19 protein-coding genes and 1 tRNA gene are annotated in these 18,499 nt (G+C 52.4%); 8 read left to right on the forward strand and 12 right to left on the reverse strand.

The window, feature by feature from the left end; all coding sequences use genetic code 11:
- The first annotated feature begins 494 nt into the window (after window positions 1-494).
- Window positions 495-746, forward strand: a complete 252-nt coding sequence (locus tag SIB80_RS01345) for a Nif11-like leader peptide family natural product precursor (RefSeq protein WP_063420731.1) — start codon at window positions 495-497, stop codon at window positions 744-746.
- 56 nt (window positions 747-802) lie between these two features.
- Window positions 803-955 (forward strand): ecotin family protein, encoded by a 153-nt coding sequence (locus SIB80_RS01350; RefSeq protein ID WP_236066190.1) that lies wholly within the window; start codon window positions 803-805, stop codon window positions 953-955.
- Between the two features lie 3 nt (window positions 956-958).
- Here SIB80_RS01350 and SIB80_RS01355 read toward each other — a convergent pair whose 3' ends face one another.
- The 6 genes from SIB80_RS01355 to gcvT form a co-directional block, all read right to left on the reverse strand.
- Window positions 959-1,639 (reverse strand): 7-carboxy-7-deazaguanine synthase QueE, encoded by a 681-nt coding sequence (locus tag SIB80_RS01355; RefSeq protein ID WP_063420730.1) that lies wholly within the window; start codon window positions 1,637-1,639, stop codon window positions 959-961.
- Window positions 1,639-3,306 (reverse strand): CTP synthase, encoded by a 1,668-nt coding sequence (locus tag SIB80_RS01360; RefSeq protein WP_063420729.1) that lies wholly within the window; start codon window positions 3,304-3,306, stop codon window positions 1,639-1,641. Before SIB80_RS01360 ends, SIB80_RS01355 begins: the two co-directional genes overlap by 1 nt.
- Window positions 3,307-3,343: 37 nt before the next feature.
- A complete protein-coding gene (locus SIB80_RS01365; protein WP_063420728.1) occupies window positions 3,344-3,826 on the reverse strand; it encodes a Dps family protein in 483 nt (160 codons plus the stop codon).
- A 28-nt stretch (window positions 3,827-3,854) separates the two neighbouring features.
- The gene (locus SIB80_RS01370; protein ID WP_063420727.1) at window positions 3,855-4,985 is read right to left on the reverse strand and encodes an RNA polymerase sigma factor, RpoD/SigA family; all 1,131 of its coding nucleotides are present in this window, start codon (window positions 4,983-4,985) and stop codon (window positions 3,855-3,857) included.
- 68 nt (window positions 4,986-5,053) lie between these two features.
- Window positions 5,054-6,874, reverse strand: coding sequence for an aspartate--tRNA ligase (gene aspS, locus SIB80_RS01375; protein ID WP_063420726.1), 1,821 nt, complete (start codon window positions 6,872-6,874; stop codon window positions 5,054-5,056).
- 82 nt (window positions 6,875-6,956) lie between these two features.
- Window positions 6,957-8,081 (reverse strand): glycine cleavage system aminomethyltransferase GcvT, encoded by a 1,125-nt coding sequence (gene gcvT, locus SIB80_RS01380; RefSeq protein ID WP_063420725.1) that lies wholly within the window; start codon window positions 8,079-8,081, stop codon window positions 6,957-6,959.
- Between the two features lie 140 nt (window positions 8,082-8,221).
- Here gcvT and SIB80_RS01385 point away from each other — a divergent pair, with 140 nt between their 5' ends.
- Window positions 8,222-8,467 carry a hypothetical protein gene (locus tag SIB80_RS01385; protein WP_063420724.1) on the forward strand — a complete coding sequence of 82 codons (246 nt, stop codon included), beginning with the start codon at window positions 8,222-8,224 and terminating at the stop codon, window positions 8,465-8,467.
- A 104-nt stretch (window positions 8,468-8,571) separates the two neighbouring features.
- On the opposite strand, the gene speB is transcribed toward SIB80_RS01385, so the two are convergent.
- The 5 genes from speB to SIB80_RS01410 form a co-directional block, all read right to left on the reverse strand.
- Window positions 8,572-9,486 (reverse strand): agmatinase, encoded by a 915-nt coding sequence (gene speB, locus SIB80_RS01390; RefSeq protein WP_063420723.1) that lies wholly within the window; start codon window positions 9,484-9,486, stop codon window positions 8,572-8,574.
- Window positions 9,486-10,346, reverse strand: a complete 861-nt coding sequence (gene speE / locus SIB80_RS01395; protein WP_063420722.1) for a polyamine aminopropyltransferase — start codon at window positions 10,344-10,346, stop codon at window positions 9,486-9,488. Before speE ends, speB begins: the two co-directional genes overlap by 1 nt.
- Before the next feature lie 289 nt (window positions 10,347-10,635).
- Complete coding sequence (gene arfB / locus SIB80_RS01400; RefSeq protein ID WP_063420721.1) at window positions 10,636-11,067, reverse strand: alternative ribosome rescue aminoacyl-tRNA hydrolase ArfB; 432 nt, start codon at window positions 11,065-11,067, stop codon at window positions 10,636-10,638.
- Between the two features lie 568 nt (window positions 11,068-11,635).
- Window positions 11,636-12,550 (reverse strand): nucleoside triphosphate pyrophosphohydrolase, encoded by a 915-nt coding sequence (gene mazG, locus SIB80_RS01405; RefSeq protein WP_236066189.1) that lies wholly within the window; start codon window positions 12,548-12,550, stop codon window positions 11,636-11,638.
- On the reverse strand, window positions 12,504-12,995 hold the full coding sequence (locus tag SIB80_RS01410) for a metal-binding protein (RefSeq protein ID WP_063420720.1): 492 nt from the start codon (window positions 12,993-12,995) through the stop codon (window positions 12,504-12,506). Before SIB80_RS01410 ends, mazG begins: the two co-directional genes overlap by 47 nt.
- A 56-nt stretch (window positions 12,996-13,051) precedes the next feature.
- On the opposite strand from SIB80_RS01410, the gene SIB80_RS01415 reads away from it, so the two are divergent.
- Window positions 13,052-13,123: transfer RNA gene (locus SIB80_RS01415), tRNA-Val, on the forward strand.
- A gap of 659 nt (window positions 13,124-13,782) precedes the next feature.
- Window positions 13,783-14,133, forward strand: coding sequence for a hypothetical protein (locus SIB80_RS01420; RefSeq protein ID WP_063420719.1), 351 nt, complete (start codon window positions 13,783-13,785; stop codon window positions 14,131-14,133).
- A 190-nt stretch (window positions 14,134-14,323) separates the two neighbouring features.
- Here SIB80_RS01420 and SIB80_RS01425 read toward each other — a convergent pair whose 3' ends face one another.
- Window positions 14,324-14,716: a Fur family transcriptional regulator gene (locus SIB80_RS01425; RefSeq protein ID WP_063420718.1), complete on the reverse strand. Its 393-nt coding sequence runs from the start codon at window positions 14,714-14,716 to the stop codon at window positions 14,324-14,326.
- Window positions 14,717-15,550: 834 nt separating this feature from the next.
- On the opposite strand from SIB80_RS01425, the gene SIB80_RS01430 reads away from it, so the two are divergent.
- From SIB80_RS01430 to SIB80_RS01440, 3 genes are read left to right on the forward strand one after another with little or no spacing between them, the layout of a single operon-like run.
- Window positions 15,551-16,507, forward strand: coding sequence for a permease (locus tag SIB80_RS01430; protein ID WP_063420717.1), 957 nt, complete (start codon window positions 15,551-15,553; stop codon window positions 16,505-16,507).
- A 13-nt stretch (window positions 16,508-16,520) separates the two neighbouring features.
- Window positions 16,521-17,174 carry a TIGR03943 family putative permease subunit gene (locus SIB80_RS01435; protein ID WP_063420716.1) on the forward strand — a complete coding sequence of 218 codons (654 nt, stop codon included), beginning with the start codon at window positions 16,521-16,523 and terminating at the stop codon, window positions 17,172-17,174.
- Complete coding sequence (locus SIB80_RS01440; protein ID WP_063420715.1) at window positions 17,171-18,493, forward strand: hypothetical protein; 1,323 nt, start codon at window positions 17,171-17,173, stop codon at window positions 18,491-18,493. Before SIB80_RS01435 ends, SIB80_RS01440 begins: the two co-directional genes overlap by 4 nt.
- Window positions 18,494-18,499 lie beyond the last annotated feature (6 nt).

The following is an 18,499-nucleotide window of genomic DNA, read 5'->3' on the forward strand; positions in this document are numbered from 1 at the left end:
TAGCAAATAAGAATCATTTAACGTATTCAAAGTTGGCAATTTACTTCTTGCTGCGAAGCATTGACTCTATTTCCTTCAAGTAATCAGAAAAGCTAAATTGAGCATAAAGTCTCCAAACATAAAAAGCAAAGCTTCACTACAAGCTATTGCTATGGCATGCAGTTGCCTGCAATGATTGATTACAAAGGCAGCATGTTTAGCAGGCACTAGCGCGATATTTGGCTTTCAGGGTTGTTGTCTAATAGCACTGATTCTGTGTTGTCTTCCAACCCTGGCTAAGCGGTACCATTAGACTTCTTGGAGGTTTAGTTGGTTGTCTGTTTAAATTTTCATTTAAATTGCAATCAAAAATGTTTTGCTGGTCATCGATTGAGGATGATGAGGATCCATGGTATGAGCAGGCAAAGAACTGTTCTCAATTTTGCATCATGTTTCAGCCTGCATAGACTTCAATGCGATTTTGACCTATAAAAGTATTTGTATGAATTTTGTTAATGTCAGAAGAATCATTCAAAGCCTTTTGGGAAGCAGTTCAGGCGGACAATTCTCTTCAGGAAAAGCTAAGGGCTACAACAGACGCAGATTCAATCGTCAGCATTGCTCAAGAGGCAGGTTTTGAGATTACTGCTGATGAGGTCAAGGCAGCTCAAGCTGCAACTCCGCTGTTAGATGAACAGCTTGACCAGGTCTTTGGGGGCCAAGGCCAACCGCAGCTTGGGATGTCCACTTATACTTGCAAGGGTTGATTGTGTGTTGGACCTGCCAGCGGCTGGCTTGATTGTCCTGGCCTCCTGATGAGCCGATGCGTGAGAGCTTTCTTGGTCTTGGCACTAAGCCCTATTTGGTGCCCTATAACGCCTCCTTTCCGATCGTCGTTGATGTACCTGGGGGCTTAGAGGTGCGTTGGCGGTTGTGGAAGGCTGAGATCACTCAGCGGGAGGCAACCAAGCTTTGAGGTTCAACGTATACCAAGCCACTTGTGGGTTTGCATGCTCAGCCTCCAGTGGGGATGACTTTGTACGTGCTCGAAAGCTAGTTGTTGACCTGTTGTTGTTGCCCAGCCAGGTTGAAGGAAGAGTAGTGGTTCCTTTGATGTGTTGCTGAGGCGTGATTGTGAGGCGTTGTCATTCTTTCTCGCTTCTAAGGCAGCTTTGGCCATGACTTCGGCGAAGTTCAGATCGTCTTTTTCATGAACTACAACTTTAAGCTCATGACAAGCTGCTAATAAGTCTGTGCGAGGGGGCGCATGGCGCTTTGGCGAGAGGGTGATCCATGTGGGAACACCGCTGAGCTGATTCACTCCGCTGGTTTCAAGATGGATTGCTAATGGCCCGCCGGGGTTGGTTTCTGTGGCCCTGTGTAGGGCTTCACATAGGGGAGCGATGTTGTGTTGCAATGGCTCACCCCCGGTCAACACCACAAAGGCCGCTCCATCTTTTGCTGCTGTTGCTGTTTCCACTGCTAGTTGTTCAAGCGCGATTTGCGGATGGTTCCTTGAGTTCCAAGAGTGTTTGGTGTCGCACCATGAACAGCCGACATCACAGCCGGCGAGCCTGATGAAGAAGGCGCTGCGACCGACATGGGCTCCTTCCCCTTGAATGGAATGGAAGCTTTCCACTACCGGGAGGGTGGAGTTCATTAATGGCGGTTGGACAGCTCCTGGCCTATAGGCTGAGCCTTGCTACGTAGGGCTTCGTCAGGTGAGGCTGGTAGCCGTAGTTGAGCTGCCTCGATTAATCCCCGGAAGAGGGGATGGGGTTTTCCGGGTCGGGAGAGAAATTCAGGGTGGTATTGGCAGGCTGTGAAGAAGGGATGACCTTTCAGCTCGATCAGTTCTACGAGTCGTCCATCGGGTGAGCTACCGCTGATGGTGTAGCCGGATTCAATAAATAGGTTGCGGTAGGAGTTGTTGAATTCATAGCGATGGCGGTGGCGTTCGTAGACAACCTGTTCGCCATAAAGCTTCTGCGCCAACGTGTCTGGTGCTATGCGGCATGGATAGACCCCAAGCCTCATTGTGCCGCCCAGATCGACTACGTCTTGTTGCTCTGGCAGGAGGTGGATAACAGGATGGCTGGTGTTGGGCTCCAGCTCGGAACTGCTGGCTCCAGTGAGTCCTGCCTGGTTGCGTGCCCACTCGATCACAGCGCATTGCATGCCTAGACAAAGCCCTAGGAATGGCACTCGTTGTTCTCTCGCCCAGCGAATGGCTGCAATTTTGCCATCGACGCCACGGTTGCCGAAGCCTCCAGGTACTACGACAGCATCCATACCTTTGAGCAGCTTGTCTGGCCCTTCTGCTTCGATTTGTTCCGAGCAGACCCAATGAAGATCGAGGGAGGCATCTTGGGTTAGGCAGGCATGGCGCAGTGCTTCCACTACTGAAAGGTAGGCGTCGTTGAGTTGCACATATTTTCCGACGAGGGCAACCTTCACAGCGGGACCAGGGTTGCGCAGCTTATGAACCAGCTGAACCCAGTTTTTCATGTCACTGTCATGGTCAGTCAGGTTGAGTACATCCAGCATTTCTAGACAGAGGCCCTCTTCTTCTAATGAGATGGGTACGGCATAAATGCTGTCGGCATCAAGGGCAGGGATGACAGCCCGGTTTGGCACCCCGCAGAAGCCCCCGATCTTGCGCTTTAGGTCTTCATTGATTGGGCGGTCGCTGCGGCAAACCAGTACATCTGGTTGGATGCCGATTGCGCGCAGTTCCTTAACGGAGTGCTGTGTGGGCTTGGTTTTGAGTTCACCGGATGTGCCGATGAACGGGAGTAGGGTCACATGGATGTAGGCGAGGTCGTTGCGTCCTACGTCTCCACGGAATTCACGGATTGCTTCGAGGAAGGGCAGAGATTCGATGTCTCCGACAGTGCCGCCGATTTCTGTGATCACGACATCTGCGCCACTATTGGCTGCTACTCGGTGGATGCGTTCGCGAATCTCGCCAGTGATGTGAGGGATCACTTGCACAGTGCCGCCGTTGTAGTCGCCGCGGCGTTCCTTATTGATGACTGCTTGATAGATCGAGCCAGTGGTTACGCTATTGAGGCGTGACATGGCTGTGTCAGTAAAGCGCTCGTAGTGCCCAAGATCCAAGTCGGTTTCGGCGCCGTCTTCGGTGACGAACACTTCACCATGTTGAAATGGACTCATGGTGCCTGGGTCCACATTGAGGTAGGGATCCAGCTTCAGGATCGAGACGCTGTAGCCACGTGACTTGAGTAGGCGACCAAGGCTCGCGGCCACAATTCCCTTGCCGATGCTTGATACGACTCCACCGGTAACAAAGACGAACTTGGCCATGAATTTCAGGCTGATTCTTTAAGTTACCTCGGCTTTCTCATGCTTCCAGCAGGCTGCGCAGCATCCAGGCGGTTTTTTCGTGAATCTGAAGCCGCTGGGTTAATAGATCGGCGCTGGGCTGGTCATTAGCGGCTTCAGCCAGTTTGAATATTTCCCGAGCGGTGCGTGCCACCTCTTTATGACCATCGACCAGCTCGCGCACCATCTCGAGGGCGGCGGGATTTTGCTCCGCTTCCTTGATCGAAGCAAGCTTTCCGAGGGTATTGCCGCCGAAGGGTGCCAGAAAACCAAGGGCACGAATGCGTTCGGCGATCACATCGAGGGTATTCCAGAGCTCGGTGTATTGATCCATAAACATCAGGTGGAGCGTGTTGAACATCGGGCCGGTTACGTTCCAGTGGAATCCGTGGGTTTTGCCGTAGAGCACATAGGTATCTGCGAGAACCCTTCCAAGGCCGTCAGAGATTGCCTGTCGTTTGTCTGCTGGGATGCCGATTTCAAGGAAGGAGGTCTGAGGTATTGAAATTAGTGCGTTTGTGAAGTGCTAATCAGGAATCGAGATTTTGAATGTAGTCCCGTACCTTGCAGCGACGTTGCGGTTGACGCAATTTCAAGAGGGCATGGCTTTCAATCTGACGCACTCGTTCTCGCGATAGATGCATTGCCTCGCCAATTTGCGTCAGGGTTTGCGGAGTGTCGTCTTCAAGTCCAAAACGTCGTCTGATCACTGTCGCTTCGCGGTTGCTTAGTTCATCCAGCAAGATTTCAAGGTCGTTGTGTAATTGATCGCGGGTGAGTTTCTCCTCTGGGGTTGCGTTGCTGTCTTCCAGCAGATCGCCGAGTTGGCTGTCTTGTTCTTGGCCTATTCGAGTTTCCAAGGAGATTGAACGTGGAACCCTCATTAGGGTTAGGCGCACTGTTTCTTCACTAAGGCCAAGTGCCTTGGCGAGATCGGCAATCGAAGCTAATCGTCCTTGGTTACTAGCAATCTCCTGTTGAACCCGTTTGATGCGGTTGAGTTTTTCGGTGATGTGCATCGGCAGTCGGATCGTCCGACTTTGCGTCGCAATGGCCCTGGTGATGCCCTGACGGATCCACCAGTAGGCGTAGGTGCTGAAGCGGAAACCTCTGGTGGGGTCGAACTTCTCTACTGCGCGTTCCAAGCCCAGGGTGCCTTCTTGCACCAGATCCAGCAGCTCTATGCCCCGTTGTTGATATTTCTTGGCTACAGCCACCACAAGTCGAAGATTGGCCTGGATCATCTGATCCTTGGCACGCCGACCAGCTCGCAAACTTCGCTTGAGTTCCAAGGGGTCAAGACCAGTCAGGGCTCCCCAGGTTTTGTAACCAGTCTCGATTTTCTCTTGCAGCTCGGCCAGGGTAAGCCCAGCAGCCATCGCCCATTCCTGTTTGGTGGGCCAGTGGCATGAATGGTTCGCTTCTCGTTGCTGCAGCTCCTCCAGTCTTTGTAATTCTTTGATCGCTTCTTGGTTGGAGGCCAGTTTCCTTTCCTGTTTGAGTAGGGCTTCCCTGCGCTGCACAAGTCTCGCCAGGGTCACTTCCTCTTCATTGGTTAGTAGCTCTACGCGTCCAATGTCCTGCAAGTAGAGACGCACAGGATCTGTGCTGCCGCTTCTGCGGACTCGGGAAGTCTTGGTTTGTTGGGGGCTGCTCTTCAAGGGTTGCCCGCGAAGATATGCCTTCAGGGTTAATGAAGACGCCCCTTGTTGTCTGGAATGCGCTGAATCTATTCGGGATCGACCCAGGTGCTTTCTACATGCAGTTCCTCTAATTGATGGTTGGAGACACCTGCGGGGGCTTGGGTCATCAGGCAGCGAGCTTGTTGGGTTTTTGGGAAGGCAATCGTGTCGCGGATCGAGTCTTCTCCTGTGAGCAGCATGACGATCCGATCCATCCCGAATGCCAAGCCGCCATGAGGTGGGGCTCCCATCTCAAGGGCATCGATGAGGAAGCCGAATTGTTGATTTGCTTCTTCTAGGGGCAGACCGATGGTTTGCAGCACTTGTCGTTGCAGTTCGGCATTGTGGATGCGCAGTGATCCGCCGCCAAGCTCTAGCCCATTCAAGACAAGGTCATAGGCCTGAGCACGGGCTTGAGGTAGGCGCTCCATCCAGGCGTCGGGATCGTCGCCTAGATCGTCTTTATTTGGTGCACAGAAGGGGTGATGGAGAGCCTCAAGGCGGTTTTCTTCTGCGTTCAACTCGAACATCGGGAAGTCCACGACCCAGAGGAACTGCCATAGCTTGTTGTCTTGGTCTGTGGGGATCAGGCCCAGCTCGCGGCCCAGGAATTGCCGCACCCGGTCAAGGGCGCTGTTGACGGTGGCGGTCTTGCCGGCTCCGAACAAAATCAGGTCACCCGCTTTGGCTCCAGCCTGTTTCAGCAGGGCTGCCTTTTGTTTGCTGTTGAGGTTGTCTTTGATCGCACCGATGCTGTCGATCTCATCGGAATCGCGTACACGGATGAAAGCCAGGCCACCGGCCCCAGCTTTTTGGGCTTCGTTGAAAATGTCTCCACCGGGTTTGATGCGCACGTTGCTGATCAGGTCATTCCCGTTTGGCACAGTGATGCACTTCACGGAGCCTCCAGCGGCTATGGCCCCGGAGAAGACTTTGAAGCCCATGTCTTTGAGGATGTCGCTGACATCATTGAGCTCCATTCCATAGCGGGTATCGGGCCGGTCGGTGCCGTATCGGTCCATGGCCTCATGCCAGGTCAATCTTGGGAAGGGAAGTGGTAGGTCAATGCCTTTCACTGCTTTCCAGATGGTGGCGATCAGTCGTTCATTGAGCTTGAGGATCTGTTCTTGATCCATGAAACTCATTTCGATGTCCAGCTGGGTGAATTCCGGCTGCCTGTCGGCGCGGAGGTCTTCATCGCGGAAGCAGCGAGCGACTTGGTAGTAGCGCTCCAAGCCGCCCACCATGAGTAATTGTTTGAACAGCTGGGGGGATTGAGGCAGCGCAAACCATTCACCGCTGCATACCCTTGAAGGCACTAGGTAGTCGCGGGCTCCTTCGGGAGTGGAGCGTGTGAGAACAGGAGTTTCCACTTCGATGAATCCCTCGTCTTCCAAAAAACGACGAGCCGTTTTAATGGTTGTGTGGCGTAGCTGGAGATTGCGGCTCATTCGCTCCCGGCGCAGATCCAGGTGGCGGTGACGCAGACGTAGCTCTTCTTTGACGGGTTCTTCGTCGTGAATCGAGACCGTAAAGGGCAGGTTGCCTGTGACGGGGTTGAGTACCTCGAGACCATTGGCTAGCACCTCAATCTCGCCGGTGCTGAGTTTGCTGTTGATTGCATCGGCCGGCCTGGGTCTGACCAGACCCGTGATCTGCAGGACGGTTTCATTACGCAGGCTCTCTGCGCTTGCGAAGAGCTCAGCACCTTGATCGGGATCCACGGTGATTTGTATGGTTCCACTGCGGTCTCGCAGATCGATGAAGATCACTCCGCCATGGTCTCGACAGCGATCAACCCAGCCACACAGTTTCACGTTGGAGGCGATGTGCTTACTGCGCAGTTCTCCGCAACCGTTGCTGCGCATGGGGAAGGCTTCAGGATGAAAAGCGAGTTTCCCATAGGGGCTTGTTGCCGCTTATTAAAATGACCGGTTTTGGCGATGGCCTTCAGCTAAGGGAAGGACGGCGATAAAAGGGGCGCTTCACCACCGTTGCCCGGTGGTGCTTGCCGCGGATCTCTACCTCCACTTCGTTACCGATGCGGGCTAGAGCTGTGGGTAGATAGCCCAGGGCTATCGCTTCTTTAAGACTGGGCGACCAGGTGCCGCTTGTGATTTCTCCCACTTTGTTGTTGTTGTGAAGCAGTGGGTATCCATGACGGGCTATGGCTCGTCCAGACAGCTTTAGGCCGACCAAGCGGCGAATGGGGCCTTGCTCTGCTTGTTGCTCTAAGGCAGTTCGACCGATGAATGGAGCAGGCATTTCCAGGTGTACCAACCAGCCGAGACCAGCCTCGAAGGGTGTTGTATTGATGTCCATGTCCTGTCCATAGAGGTGCATTGCTGCCTCTAGACGCAGGGTGTCACGGGAACCGAGTCCGCATGGGATGACTCCTTCGGCGAGCAATTTGAGCCAGAGGGCTCGGCCGGCTTCTGCCTCCAGGAGCAGTTCAAAGCCGTCTTCGCCGGTGTAGCCAGTTCGTGCAACGAAGACTGAAGAGGGATCTTTCGCTCCCAGGCCGTAAAACAGGACTTGGCGATGGCCGAAGCGGGGAAGGCTCGCTAGTGATTCGCCACTTAAGCGTTCCAACACCTTGGTCGCTTGGGGTCCTTGTAGTGCCAGTAAGACGCCTTTGTTCTTGGCATCCGAGAGTGCGATGCCTGCGGGCTGCAAATGTTGCTTTAACCAGATGGTGTCGGTTTTGCTGCAGGCTGCATTAATCACAATCAGCAGGCTTTGGCTGTCTTGCTTATTGGTGCCAAGGTCATAAATGACTAGGTCATCGAGAATTCCGCCTGTTTCGTTGAGCAGCACCGTGTAGCAAGCCTCACCTGGACCGATGCGATTGAGGTCGGTTGGCACTAGTGCCTGCAAGGTGTCTTTGGGGTTGGTTCCTTCGAGACGCAGCACTCCCATATGAGAGATATCGAACATTCCCACCTGCTGACGCACTGCCTGATGTTCTTGGAGTAGGCCCGAGAACTGCACTGGCATGTCCCAGCCGGCAAAGGGCACCATCCGGCCGCCTGCATCTCGGCAGAGGTCATGGAGAGGTGTGTGTTGCAGATTCACGGGCTGGACGTTGCAGTGCCGAAATCCTATGGAGGGTGCTATCGGGTTTGCAGAAGCGGAAGGAAAGTCGCAGATTTGACGATTTCAGTCGTCCAATCCGTCAACAGTCCTTACCCTGAGCGTCATTCGGGGATTGAAAAATGTCCACGAGAGTCAGCTGCAAAACCTGTGAACACTGTGGTACCAGTCAGTTGGCGGATGCAGGTTGGTGTCGTCTTAGGCAAATCAACGTGCATCCTGAGTTGGCGCACGTTGCTCTGTGTCATCACTGGACAGAACAAGCCCCATCACTGCCATTGTTGAAGGAGAAAGCGACTGAAACTCAGATGGATCGGCAGCTTGAGTTTGGTCGTACTTTGGTTGGTTGTCTTAGTGAGGATCTTTAATCAAGGGATACAGGAGCTGTTTTCAGACCTGGATGTTTTCTGAGCTGTTTTGAGTGTTCGAAGATCTAGCGTGAAACTCTGCTGAAGCAATTGAGTGATGCTGCTCACTTTTGCTCAGATGTTGCAGACAGGCTGAGCAGCATGAGCAGGCTGCGGGTCACCTTGGCGGAGAGCACACTACTCATCCCTGAAGGATCAAGTTGGGGGGCGAGTTCCACCACGTCTGCGCCTACCAGTTGATGGTGTCGTAGTACATCCACGACGGCGGCAAAATCGCGCCATAGAAAGCCGCCTGGTTCAGGTGTCCCCGTCCCCGGCAGTACGGATGGGTCGAACCAATCCAAATCCACGGTGAGATAGAGAGGTTTGCCTTGATGGGGTGCAAGGGCTTTGGCGAGTTCAGTCGCTGCTTGGCCGGGGTTGTGGTTCACCAGCCGTTGCTGGTCGTGGAGTTCTTGAAATTCTGCGCGTGTGCCACTGCGGATTGCTAACTGCAGCAGCTGAGCGCTGGGCAGTACCTCGAGGCAACGGCGCATGGCACAGGCATGGCTGTGTTGCGCCCCTAGATACTCTTGGCGGAGATCTGCATGGGCATCCAGCTGCAACAGCACGAGATCTGAATGCAATTCAGTGATTGCAGCCACTGCTCCGGAGCTGATCGAGTGCTCGCCGCCTAGCATCAGCGGCCTGAGACCCATCTTCAGCAAGTTTTGGGTGGCTTTTTTGACTGCTTCTACAACGGGCTTGGGGTCGCCGCAGGGAATGTCAAGGGCCCCAAGGTCAGTGAAGGCAAGATCTTCTAGATCCAGATCAAGCTGAGGGCAGTAGGTTTCTAGGCCATTGCTGACGTCGCGGATGGCTGTCGGACCGAAGCGGCTGCCTGGGCGGAATGAAGAGGTGCCGTCGTAAGGCACGCCAAAAAGTCCGACGTTGCATCCGGTAGGGTCGCGTCTTGCAGCCATGAAGATGGCACCTTCGCTGTCGAATCTTGCTGCAGTGGTTGTTGTGTTTTGGGGCATCAAGTCAGTTCCCTTTCAATGAAAACTGGGATGGCTTCAAAGGCACCCTGTTGCCAGCGGGGGCTCCAGATTTCACAGCCTGCGGAGATGGCGGCTGCTCTTGCTGGGATTGGGTTGCGATAACGAGGACCATCGATGGCGGCGAAGGTCCAGCTCCACCAGCCGCTTGGATACATCGGCACCCAGCCGTAGAGGGGATCTGCGTAGCCGAAAACTTGACGGATCAGACGAACAGTGTCGATGTGAACCTGACGGAATGCTTCTGGTGACTCGCTTTGAGTAGCAAAAACTCCTCCGGGCCGCAGGATGCGTCGGCAATGCTCAAAGAAGGTTTGATTGAAGAGACCTTCTGCAGGCCCGGTCGGATCGGAGCCGTCCACAAGGATCACGTCGTAGGAGGATTCAGTTGCATTGGCGACCCAGGCAATGCCGTCTTCCAGGTTGAGCTGTAAGCGGGGATCGCTCCAAGCATGGCTTCCAAGGCTGGGCAGATGCTTTTGGCTCAGTTCCACAACTCGGCCATCAATTTCCACCATGTCGAGGTGTTTGACGTCTTGGTAGCGCAGGCACTCCCTTGCTGTGCCGCCATCGCCACCCCCAATCACCAACACCTTTTCAAGTTGGGTAGCGCTACACAGAGCTGGGTGAACTAAGGATTCGTGATAGTGGCGTTCCTGGTGTTCTGCGGTCATCCAGCAGCCGTCGAGCAACAGCCCTTTCCCGTAGCGGTTGCTGTCGATCACCGTGATTCGCTGGTATGGGCTTTTTTCATCAACCAATACACGGCCTTGAAGGCCATAGCGAACACCATGGTGATGTTCATCGATCCAGCCTTCTTCTGGAGTTGAAGGGCTGTCCATGGCAAGGAGGCCTAAAACTGTCTTCCAGCTAAGCCCCCGTAGGGCTTGGTTGCCAGCGTGGGCCCATGGTGCAAGACCTTCTGATCACGAATCGCTTGCAGATTTCTGCTGCTGAACTGCAGTGGTGTTTTCAAGGGCTTCTGGGCCTGGAGGGCCGGCGAGCAAAGGAATTGACTTAATTCAATGTTTTGAGTCCTTTTTGGTTGTTCTGTCCGAAGGACGTTGTTTTGTACTTAGAAGTGCATCTTTACATGAATAATTAACGCAATTTATGCTGACTGAATGCTAATTAGGCATCGAGTGAAGGTTTAGATTGTCGGGTACGTTTTAATTCGCCGCGCAGTTTTTTGGCTTGAAGACGACGTTTCTTTGCTGCTTGATTGGGTTTGGTTGGTTTGCGTGTCTTGGGAACTGCTTCTAAGCCCATTCGTAAAAAATAAGCCAGTCTGGAAAGGGCTAACTGACGGTTTTGATATTGCGAACGTTCTTCCTCTGCAACCACACGTACACAACCAGCCACCAAGCGATGTTGAAGTTGATTTAATAAGCGTTTTTTTCGAAAAGGTCCTAGTGCAGATGTTGCGTTGAGATCAAAGATCAGTTCAACTCGACTATTGGTCTTATTGACGTTTTGCCCACCAGGACCTGAAGCTTTGGAGAATCGCCATTGTAATTCAGCTGATGGGATGACTAATTGTGAATTAACTCTTAGATCGTCCATTGACTTTTGTCGCAGATCTTGGAAGTATTTTTTAGGAGTATGACTCTATTGAAGTGGGCTTAGTGGCATGGGCATGCTAATGATTAAAACACATGATTGTTGCAGGTCAAGATTTGGCTAGGCTAGATTTAACTGGCCATGGCATTGGCGCTAACCCTTCTTTTTTGAAGGTTGAGATTGTTCATACTTTTGCTTATGGAAACTTCGCAAGACAAGCTTAGAATCTTCTCCTAAGCTAATGACTGGGTTTTGAGGTCGAATCGCTTTTTGGATGCTTTCAAAGCCAAACAATCCCAATGATCCATTCAATGAATAATTGGCGTCCAAGGACTAAATTAATAAGCAGGTGATCATTCTTCTTTTTTTTGATTATTACGATTTCGGAATGCCCTCTCGCCTGTCCAAAATGCGATTGCAATTAATACGGCTGTAATCGTTAGGGGAAAATCGGTAATTGATACAGCGAACATTGGATAAATCATCTCTGGCTTTACCTGAAGTAGATGGCTTGAGTTTGAGGTTGTAAATTTAGGCTATAGAACTTGTTCTCATATGCCTTCAATGTGTGTTAATTCGATATCTTTTTGTCGTCAGCCTCTTCTCGAATTGCTGCTTTGGCTTCTTGCCAAAGTTGTTCTAGTTCCGTCAGTGTGTGGCCGCTTAGCTGGCCCTCGAGTGCTGCTTCAACGCGAGAAAAGCGATCAAGAAAGCGTTGGTTTGTACCTGAAAGGCCTTCTTCTGGGTTTAGGCCGCACCAGCGAGCAACATTCACAAGAGTGAACAGCACATCACCAAGTTCTGTTTGTGCATGGGCTTGGTTTTCATGCTCTACCGCCTCTTTGAGTTCCTCGAACTCTTCTTGCACTTTTCCCCATACTCCATCGATGGTGTTCCATTCGAAGCCAACGTTTGCGACCTTTTTGGAGATGGCCATCGCTCCAGCCAGAGCTGGCTGACCCCTCACCTTGCTACGTAGACGATCACTTAGTGGACTGTTCGAGGTTGGACCGGGCTGCTCACTGGCTTTAATCGATTCCCAACTTTGCCGAACTGCTTCGCTGTCGATTGCGACTGCCTCTGCGAACACATGTGGGTGTCGGCGAATGAGCTTTTTGCTGATGCCTCGGGCGATGTCTTCGAGATTGAAGCGTCCTTCTTCCTTAGCGATCTGAGCATGTAGCACGACCTGCAGCAGAAGATCCCCTAGTTCTTCGCTGAGGTGGTTGTCATCGCCGTTGCGGATGGCGTCGGCCACTTCGTGGGCTTCTTCCAACATGCATGGAATCAAGGAGGCATGGGTCTGCTCCAGATCCCAGGGGCAACCTCCCTTTGGATCCCTGAGCTGGGCCACGATGCTGACCAGCTCCGCGATGGCTTCTGTTGGAGCCAGATGTTGTTCGGCGTCCATGGCCATTGGTTTGTATTGGCCTACCTTCTCATCGATGACGCCAGCGATGCCATTCGGCGGGCAGGGGATCGCCATCGAGAATCAGGTGTAGCCAAACACTGGCTTCCAGCCCGAGCAGCACTGCAAGGATTGGCTGGGGATTAAGTCTTAGCTGCTCATTCAATGCTTTGGCAAGGCTGAGCGGTGCAGGACAACCCAGCGGCTGTAAGAGCATCAGTAGTAGGCCAGTCCAACTCATCAGGTAGGCGAGCCTTAGACCGGTACCGATTAGTGGGCCGTGGGAGAAGAGGGAGCGATGGGGAATTAGTTTGCGGTAGGGCCACCAAAGACCTTGCAAGAGCCCCCAGCGCTTCAATGGTTTTGAATAAGTGTCGAGGTCTGGAGACAGCCACAGTCCGCCGACGACAAAGGCCAGCCCACCAATTAGACCACTGGCCAAGCCCATCACAAAGCTCAGGCCGAAGCCAAATGGCAGGCTCCAGAAGCAGGTAGCTTTGTCGTGGTCTTCGCCTGAGGCCATGGCTCTTCTATGGTGAGGAAGTCCACCTTGGCCTCTTGGGGCACAATTGTCTCTAGGGGCGATTAGCTCAGCGGTAGAGCGCCTGCCTTACAAGCAGGATGTCGCTGGTTCGATCCCAGCATCGCCCATTCCTTGGCCTCAATGACTTTTTGGTTTGCCTAAAACTCATAAAAAGCTGTTCACTCAATTCAATGAGCCTTAAATGCGCTTGCAAACCGATTGAATTGCATTGTCTCGAGACATACACCTGAAGAATGCTTTATTCCATCTTTAATCATGAATGCCTTTGAATCTGACTTTTGAGGCCATGAGTTAAGCCTTTGCGAACTGAAATCTGTTGTTGAGCATGTTTTTAATGTGCTAACCGGCTTACGGTCTTCACCAAGAATATTGCTTGAGGATGAGTGTTGGTTAGGGCAACAAAGTAATGCTCTAATCTTTCCTGAGCCAGCTCGAGAGGAGTTGCTGCAAGGCGGTCTATCTTTCAATTGAGTAGCAATATAAATATTGCCCTAGTTCAGCCATTCTCTCAAATGAATCTGATTGGACTGTTTAGAACCCTCTGCTTGTTCTGCCGATTTAGGTAGGGCTTCATCATGATCCTCATCAATTCAGCATGAGGCGAGCTTCTGATCACAACTCCCTTAAGACCCATGAAGGTTGATCCGCATTGTCAAGGCAGGATTTCAAAGTCCCAGGTCTGAAAGGGCCCACTGCAGAGCTTGATTTCTTGAGAATGAAGAATTTCGCTAGGGATGCAATAGTGATGCATGGTTAATTCTTCGAGATGGAAAATGGTCCGCGCCTAGGCATTACGCCAACGGCCGCAGCTGAGCTGGTTCGACAGGCTGCTTTGGCCGGCAAGCCAGGCTTGATGCACCTCGATTTGATTAAGGCCACCTGCGATGAGGGTTGGCTTTACATACGACTCCAGCCTGGTGAATGTGGTGGTGTGCCTCTCGCTCGAGCAGATGGCATCACTCTTTTTGCACCGGTGGCCCAGTTCCATTTACTTTCGGGTCTCACCCTCAATTATTATGGAGATTTGAGTGGAGGCGGTTTCCTGATTAGTGTGCCTGAGGGAGCTGAAGCAACTGCTTGTGGTGGAGGTTTTCGTTTTATAGAAAAAGAACAGTAGTTATTTGTAGTAAGTGCTCCGGCTTATTTAACATGCCATCTGAATCTTGGCATGTTAAATTGTTCAACTGTGATTTGATTTGCTGGCGATAGCTTTTCTTGTTGATCATTTTTATTGCTTTGACGTATGAGCTTTGCAGGAGGTTGGGTCGCTACATAAGCGTTTTTTCAGTGAGATTTCAGGTCAGGCTTTAACCCTTTTGGCAGCTCTCACAGTGACCAAAGAACTCAAGTGTGTGGAAGATCAGCTGAAAATTATGACTTTGTTTTTGCGGGATGTTGAGGTTGTGCAAAGGGCAATGCTCGATCGGCAGCGTTTTGCCGCAGTCCACGCATGTGAGGTGATGAAGGTCCCTTTCCACTGGCGCATAGAGGGCTTCACCTGTAGGTAGGTGTCGGCATCTCACCAGTCCTCGTTGTTGAAGCTGGCGCAAGTTTCTGTATACGGTTGCAAGTCCCATGGCATAGGGGCTGTCCTGCAAGGCGCGATACAGCTGCTGACCGCTCATTTCATCGCAACAGCCACGTAGTTCTTTCAATAATTGCTTCTGTCGCAGTGTGGGCTTGCGCTGATCTAGAGGCATGGATGAGCTCGTTCACTTGCTCTTTTAGCTCAGAGGAGCTGGCAAAAGGATTGTTTTTGACAAATTTTTTGCATCAATGATTCTAGACAATCAACGAGCAAGACCATTGCAAGAATTCAATTTTATGCAAAAAAGCAGATGTTTAAGCAGATCTCAAGAGAATATAGAATCTTTGATTGACAAACTCTTTGCCTCATTTTGAAATGACATTCATCAGAGCTTTGGTTTGTGATTCAGTTTCGGTAATGGACTCACTGATGTGTCATTAATCGCGATGATTCGCAATCAATGGCTAAGTTTTATATTTTTTACTGAAAACTAAGTCAGCCCTGCAAGATATGTAAGGTCTTTATGCTCAAGCGGTAGCAACTCCAGTGGCCCTTACATCGATCGCTAATCAAGCCAGTATCTTTCAAGACTTTGAGCTGAAAGTAAATACGGGTCTTTTCAGGATTTAACTGATTAATGAGATCACATAATATTTTTTAGACCAGGGAAGTTCCTTTATCATTTGCATGACAATAGGATCTGGAAGTGTCTTGATCAGAGTTCTGGCATTTGCTTTAGCAGGGCTTCGTATGAGAATCAAGCAGAAGAATATTCGCTAAGCTTTTGAACTCAAAAGGGCAATTAGCTTCGCCTGATGCTCAACGCGAGTCAGTCGCTGCCTGTAGGTTATAAGTAGTTTTTAAGGTTGCTTTGGATGCTCATATCATTACATGATTAGCAGCGATCACTGGGCACAAGTTTTCAACCTGATCCATCCAATATCATGAAAAATTCTGCAAAAGATTTCCATTGCTGCAGAATCAGCCACATGCACAGTTGAGCTAGATGGATAGGCTCGCCACAGCCTGGGCGATATTTCAGGGCCTTCTGCTTGAAGCGATTCCCTTCCTGTTGTTGGGTGTCACCATTGCTGGCCTGGCCCGCTGGCTTGTACCCCAGGGTGCCTGGATCGGACGTCTCCCCAGGCATCCACTGCTAGCGCCGATCACGGGTGCCTTAATGGGTTTTGCCCTACCCGCTTGTGAATGCGGCAATGTTCCTGTCGCCCGCCGCTTACTGGCCAGCGGTGCTCCTCTGGGCACAGCCTTCGGCTTTTTGTTTGCAGCGCCAGTCCTGAATCCGATCGTTCTCGCCAGCACCTGGGCCGCCTTCCCTGATCAGTCTTGGTTGCTGATTGCTAGACCACTCGGAGCCTTTCTAATTGCTCTGTTACTGAGTGCACTCCTGGTGCAGCTACCAGAAGCGCAACTGATTGAATCGTCCCTATTGGCAGAACGGCGTCTTAGCCAGCCCTTGAGCAGTATCGGTCTATTAGAAAGAGGCGGTGGGCTGATCGGAGCCGCGCTACCAGATCCACAACCAACGAGAATTGAGCGACCTCAACTCAGTGAGGTGCTGGAACAAAGCAGCCGGGAATTTCTTGACTTGCTTGCTCTGCTCGTGCTCGGTTGTGTGATCGCCGCCCTTGTGCAGACCTGGTTGCCACGCAGTTGGCTCTTGGCGGTAGGCAGCGCGCCGACACTCTCGATTGTGGCGTTAATGCTGCTGGCGATTGTGGTCTCGGTGTGCTCAAGCGTGGATGCCTTTCTGGCCCTTGGCTTCGCTGCCCAGGTGACACCTGGAGCCCTGCTGGCGTTCCTGTTACTGGGTCCGGTTGTGGATCTGAAACTTGCAGGTCTGTTCACTGTATTGCTCAGGCCAAAAGCAATTGGCATCACAGCAATCGTGGCCTGTCTAGGCGTGTTGCTAATCGGCCAGTGGGTCAATTTATGGCAACTTTGAACAGGAGAAAACGATGATGCGTGCCCTGCTTCTGCAGCTGTGGGGATGGATGGTGGTCTGGAGTGTTCGTTCAGGTCGCCTCGACCTCCTTCTCGCTGGTGGCTTCCACAAACTTGTCAGTGCTTCAGGAGTGGCGCTGCTGATTGCGGGTGTGATGGTGGGACTTAAAAGCCGCAAGCGGAAAGAATCAGTGTCATGGCCCTGGCTGGCCAGTGCTGGGATGGCAGTACTTGTGTTAGTCGTGCCCCCGCAACCTTCCTTCAGCGACCTGGCAGCCTCGCGCCCGCAAGGCCTACTTGAACCGCCGGATCTGGCTTTCGTGCTGCCGCCTCAACAGCGCACGCTTACGGACTGGGTAAGGCTATTGCGCAGCCAGCCTGACCCGGATCTGGTGGATGGCAATCCTGTCAACATCAGTGGATTTGTGCTCAAGAGAGGCGATCAGCCAGCCCAGATCGCACGCCTTACGGTGCGCTGCTGTCTGGCGGATGCCACCCCTGCAGGGCTACCGGTGTCCTGGCCATTGGAGGCTCAACCCAAGGTCAATCAGTGGCTCAAGATTGAAGGGCAGATGAAGGTGGAAACACGTCAGGGCCAGAGAGTCGCCGTTGTGGTTCCCGAGACAATCACACCGATTCAAAGGCCGGAACGACCGCTGGAACCATGAAGCAAAAGATGTGGGTGCTGCTAACAAGCTTCGCGGCTCTGGTGCTGGCGCAACAGCAACTGCTGCTGAGCCGTCCACCCCGATTGCTGTCACGCACACCGCAGCCCCTTCAGTCAGGTAGCGCTGCCCTTGACCTTCGCTTCAGTCGGCCGATGCAACTGGGGAGCGTGGCGGCAGATAGTCAACTACAACCGGACCTACCTCACCGTTGGCAGGGGGAGAACAATCTTCTGCGTTTGTTGATTGATGCCAATCAGAGGATCAAGTCTTCAATTCAGCTGACGGTTGCTGGACAGGATCATCGAGCCCAGGCTCTACCCCCCCAACACTGGTGGTGGGATCCGAGACCCTGGCTGTTAGTGAATCGCCAGGTGGATGGCGGAGACCAACTGCAAGTCCAGAGCCGCGATGGGCGTTGGATACCCCTGAGTCCCACGCTGAATCAGATTCAGAGAGTTGTTCCCCTTGGCAATGGCAAGGGAGCCGCCTTGATCGAAAGGGATAAGGACTGGAAGCAACGACTCTTTTTGCTGCCTTTGTTGCCACGCAATATCACGGCTGATCGCGATCAGCTCGCTGCTCCAAAGGCAGGGAAATTGATGCCATTAGTGCCAGGGCAATATCTTTTTGCTGATCTCAGCAGCAACCTGAACGGTGACCTGCTTGCGCAAACAGGAGGATTCTCTCCAGGAAGTGGACGCACTGAACTGATCAAAGCGGATGGCCAGAGAAGAACCCTTGAGATCAAAGCCTCCGGTCCGATCCAGCTGCTGCCGGCCGGTGGTGGAGCAGTTGTGCCCACCTTCAACGGGCTGACACTGCGTCCATTGATTGAAAACTACAAGACCCCCCAACTCCTCCCCGGGGCAAGGGATCTCGGAGATTTCTGCCAAGCCACGGGCAGGGTAGTACTCATCCGCCATTGGCCCGACTATCGCCGTTCAATCGAGTTGGTGATTCCAGGATTGCCCCCTAAGCAGCTCTGGCTTGGCGAAGAGTCAGTGCTGGCCTTGAGTTGTGATAACAGGGGCGAGCGTGTTTGGGCGGTTCTTGGTCGCAGGCAGGATCGCCGCATGCAACATGAGCTTGTTCTACTGGATGGCGACGGCTTGGTACTGGGCCGCCGCCAACTAGCACCATGGACTTTTAAGCCACGTTCAATGCTGCAGTTTGACCCTGTGGGCGAACAGTTGTTGATGACCGTCACCAAGCCAGGATGGGATGCAGGTCGAGCGGCTCTGATGGATGCCACCACGCTTGAATGGCTTGAGGTCTTGCCAATACGAATTAAGGAGGCACTTTGGTTGTCCGCAGGGTGATCTATC

The sequence above is a fragment of the Prochlorococcus sp. MIT 1327 genome (assembly GCF_047304785.1).
Lineage (GTDB): Bacteria > Cyanobacteriota > Cyanobacteriia > PCC-6307 > Cyanobiaceae > Prochlorococcus > Prochlorococcus marinus_D.

Coding starts and splice junctions, on each gene's coding strand:
- SIB80_RS01345 (WP_063420731.1), top strand. CDS start 495: ATGTCAGAAGAATCATTCAAAGCCTTTTGGGAAGCAGTTCAGGCGGAC.
- SIB80_RS01350 (WP_236066190.1), top strand. CDS start 803: ATGCGTGAGAGCTTTCTTGGTCTTGGCACTAAGCCCTATTTGGTGCCC.
- SIB80_RS01355 (WP_063420730.1), bottom strand. CDS start 1,639: ATGAACTCCACCCTCCCGGTAGTGGAAAGCTTCCATTCCATTCAAGGG.
- SIB80_RS01360 (WP_063420729.1), bottom strand. CDS start 3,306: ATGGCCAAGTTCGTCTTTGTTACCGGTGGAGTCGTATCAAGCATCGGC.
- aspS (WP_063420726.1), bottom strand. CDS start 6,874: ATGCGCAGCAACGGTTGCGGAGAACTGCGCAGTAAGCACATCGCCTCC.
- SIB80_RS01385 (WP_063420724.1), top strand. CDS start 8,222: ATGTCCACGAGAGTCAGCTGCAAAACCTGTGAACACTGTGGTACCAGT.
- speB (WP_063420723.1), bottom strand. CDS start 9,486: ATGCCCCAAAACACAACAACCACTGCAGCAAGATTCGACAGCGAAGGT.
- speE (WP_063420722.1), bottom strand. CDS start 10,346: ATGGACAGCCCTTCAACTCCAGAAGAAGGCTGGATCGATGAACATCAC.
- arfB (WP_063420721.1), bottom strand. CDS start 11,067: ATGGACGATCTAAGAGTTAATTCACAATTAGTCATCCCATCAGCTGAA.
- mazG (WP_236066189.1), bottom strand. CDS start 12,550: ATGGCGATCCCCTGCCCGCCGAATGGCATCGCTGGCGTCATCGATGAG.
- SIB80_RS01410 (WP_063420720.1), bottom strand. CDS start 12,995: ATGGCCTCAGGCGAAGACCACGACAAAGCTACCTGCTTCTGGAGCCTG.
- SIB80_RS01420 (WP_063420719.1), top strand. CDS start 13,783: ATGGAAAATGGTCCGCGCCTAGGCATTACGCCAACGGCCGCAGCTGAG.
- SIB80_RS01425 (WP_063420718.1), bottom strand. CDS start 14,716: ATGCCTCTAGATCAGCGCAAGCCCACACTGCGACAGAAGCAATTATTG.
- SIB80_RS01430 (WP_063420717.1), top strand. CDS start 15,551: ATGGATAGGCTCGCCACAGCCTGGGCGATATTTCAGGGCCTTCTGCTT.
- SIB80_RS01435 (WP_063420716.1), top strand. CDS start 16,521: ATGATGCGTGCCCTGCTTCTGCAGCTGTGGGGATGGATGGTGGTCTGG.
- SIB80_RS01440 (WP_063420715.1), top strand. CDS start 17,171: ATGAAGCAAAAGATGTGGGTGCTGCTAACAAGCTTCGCGGCTCTGGTG.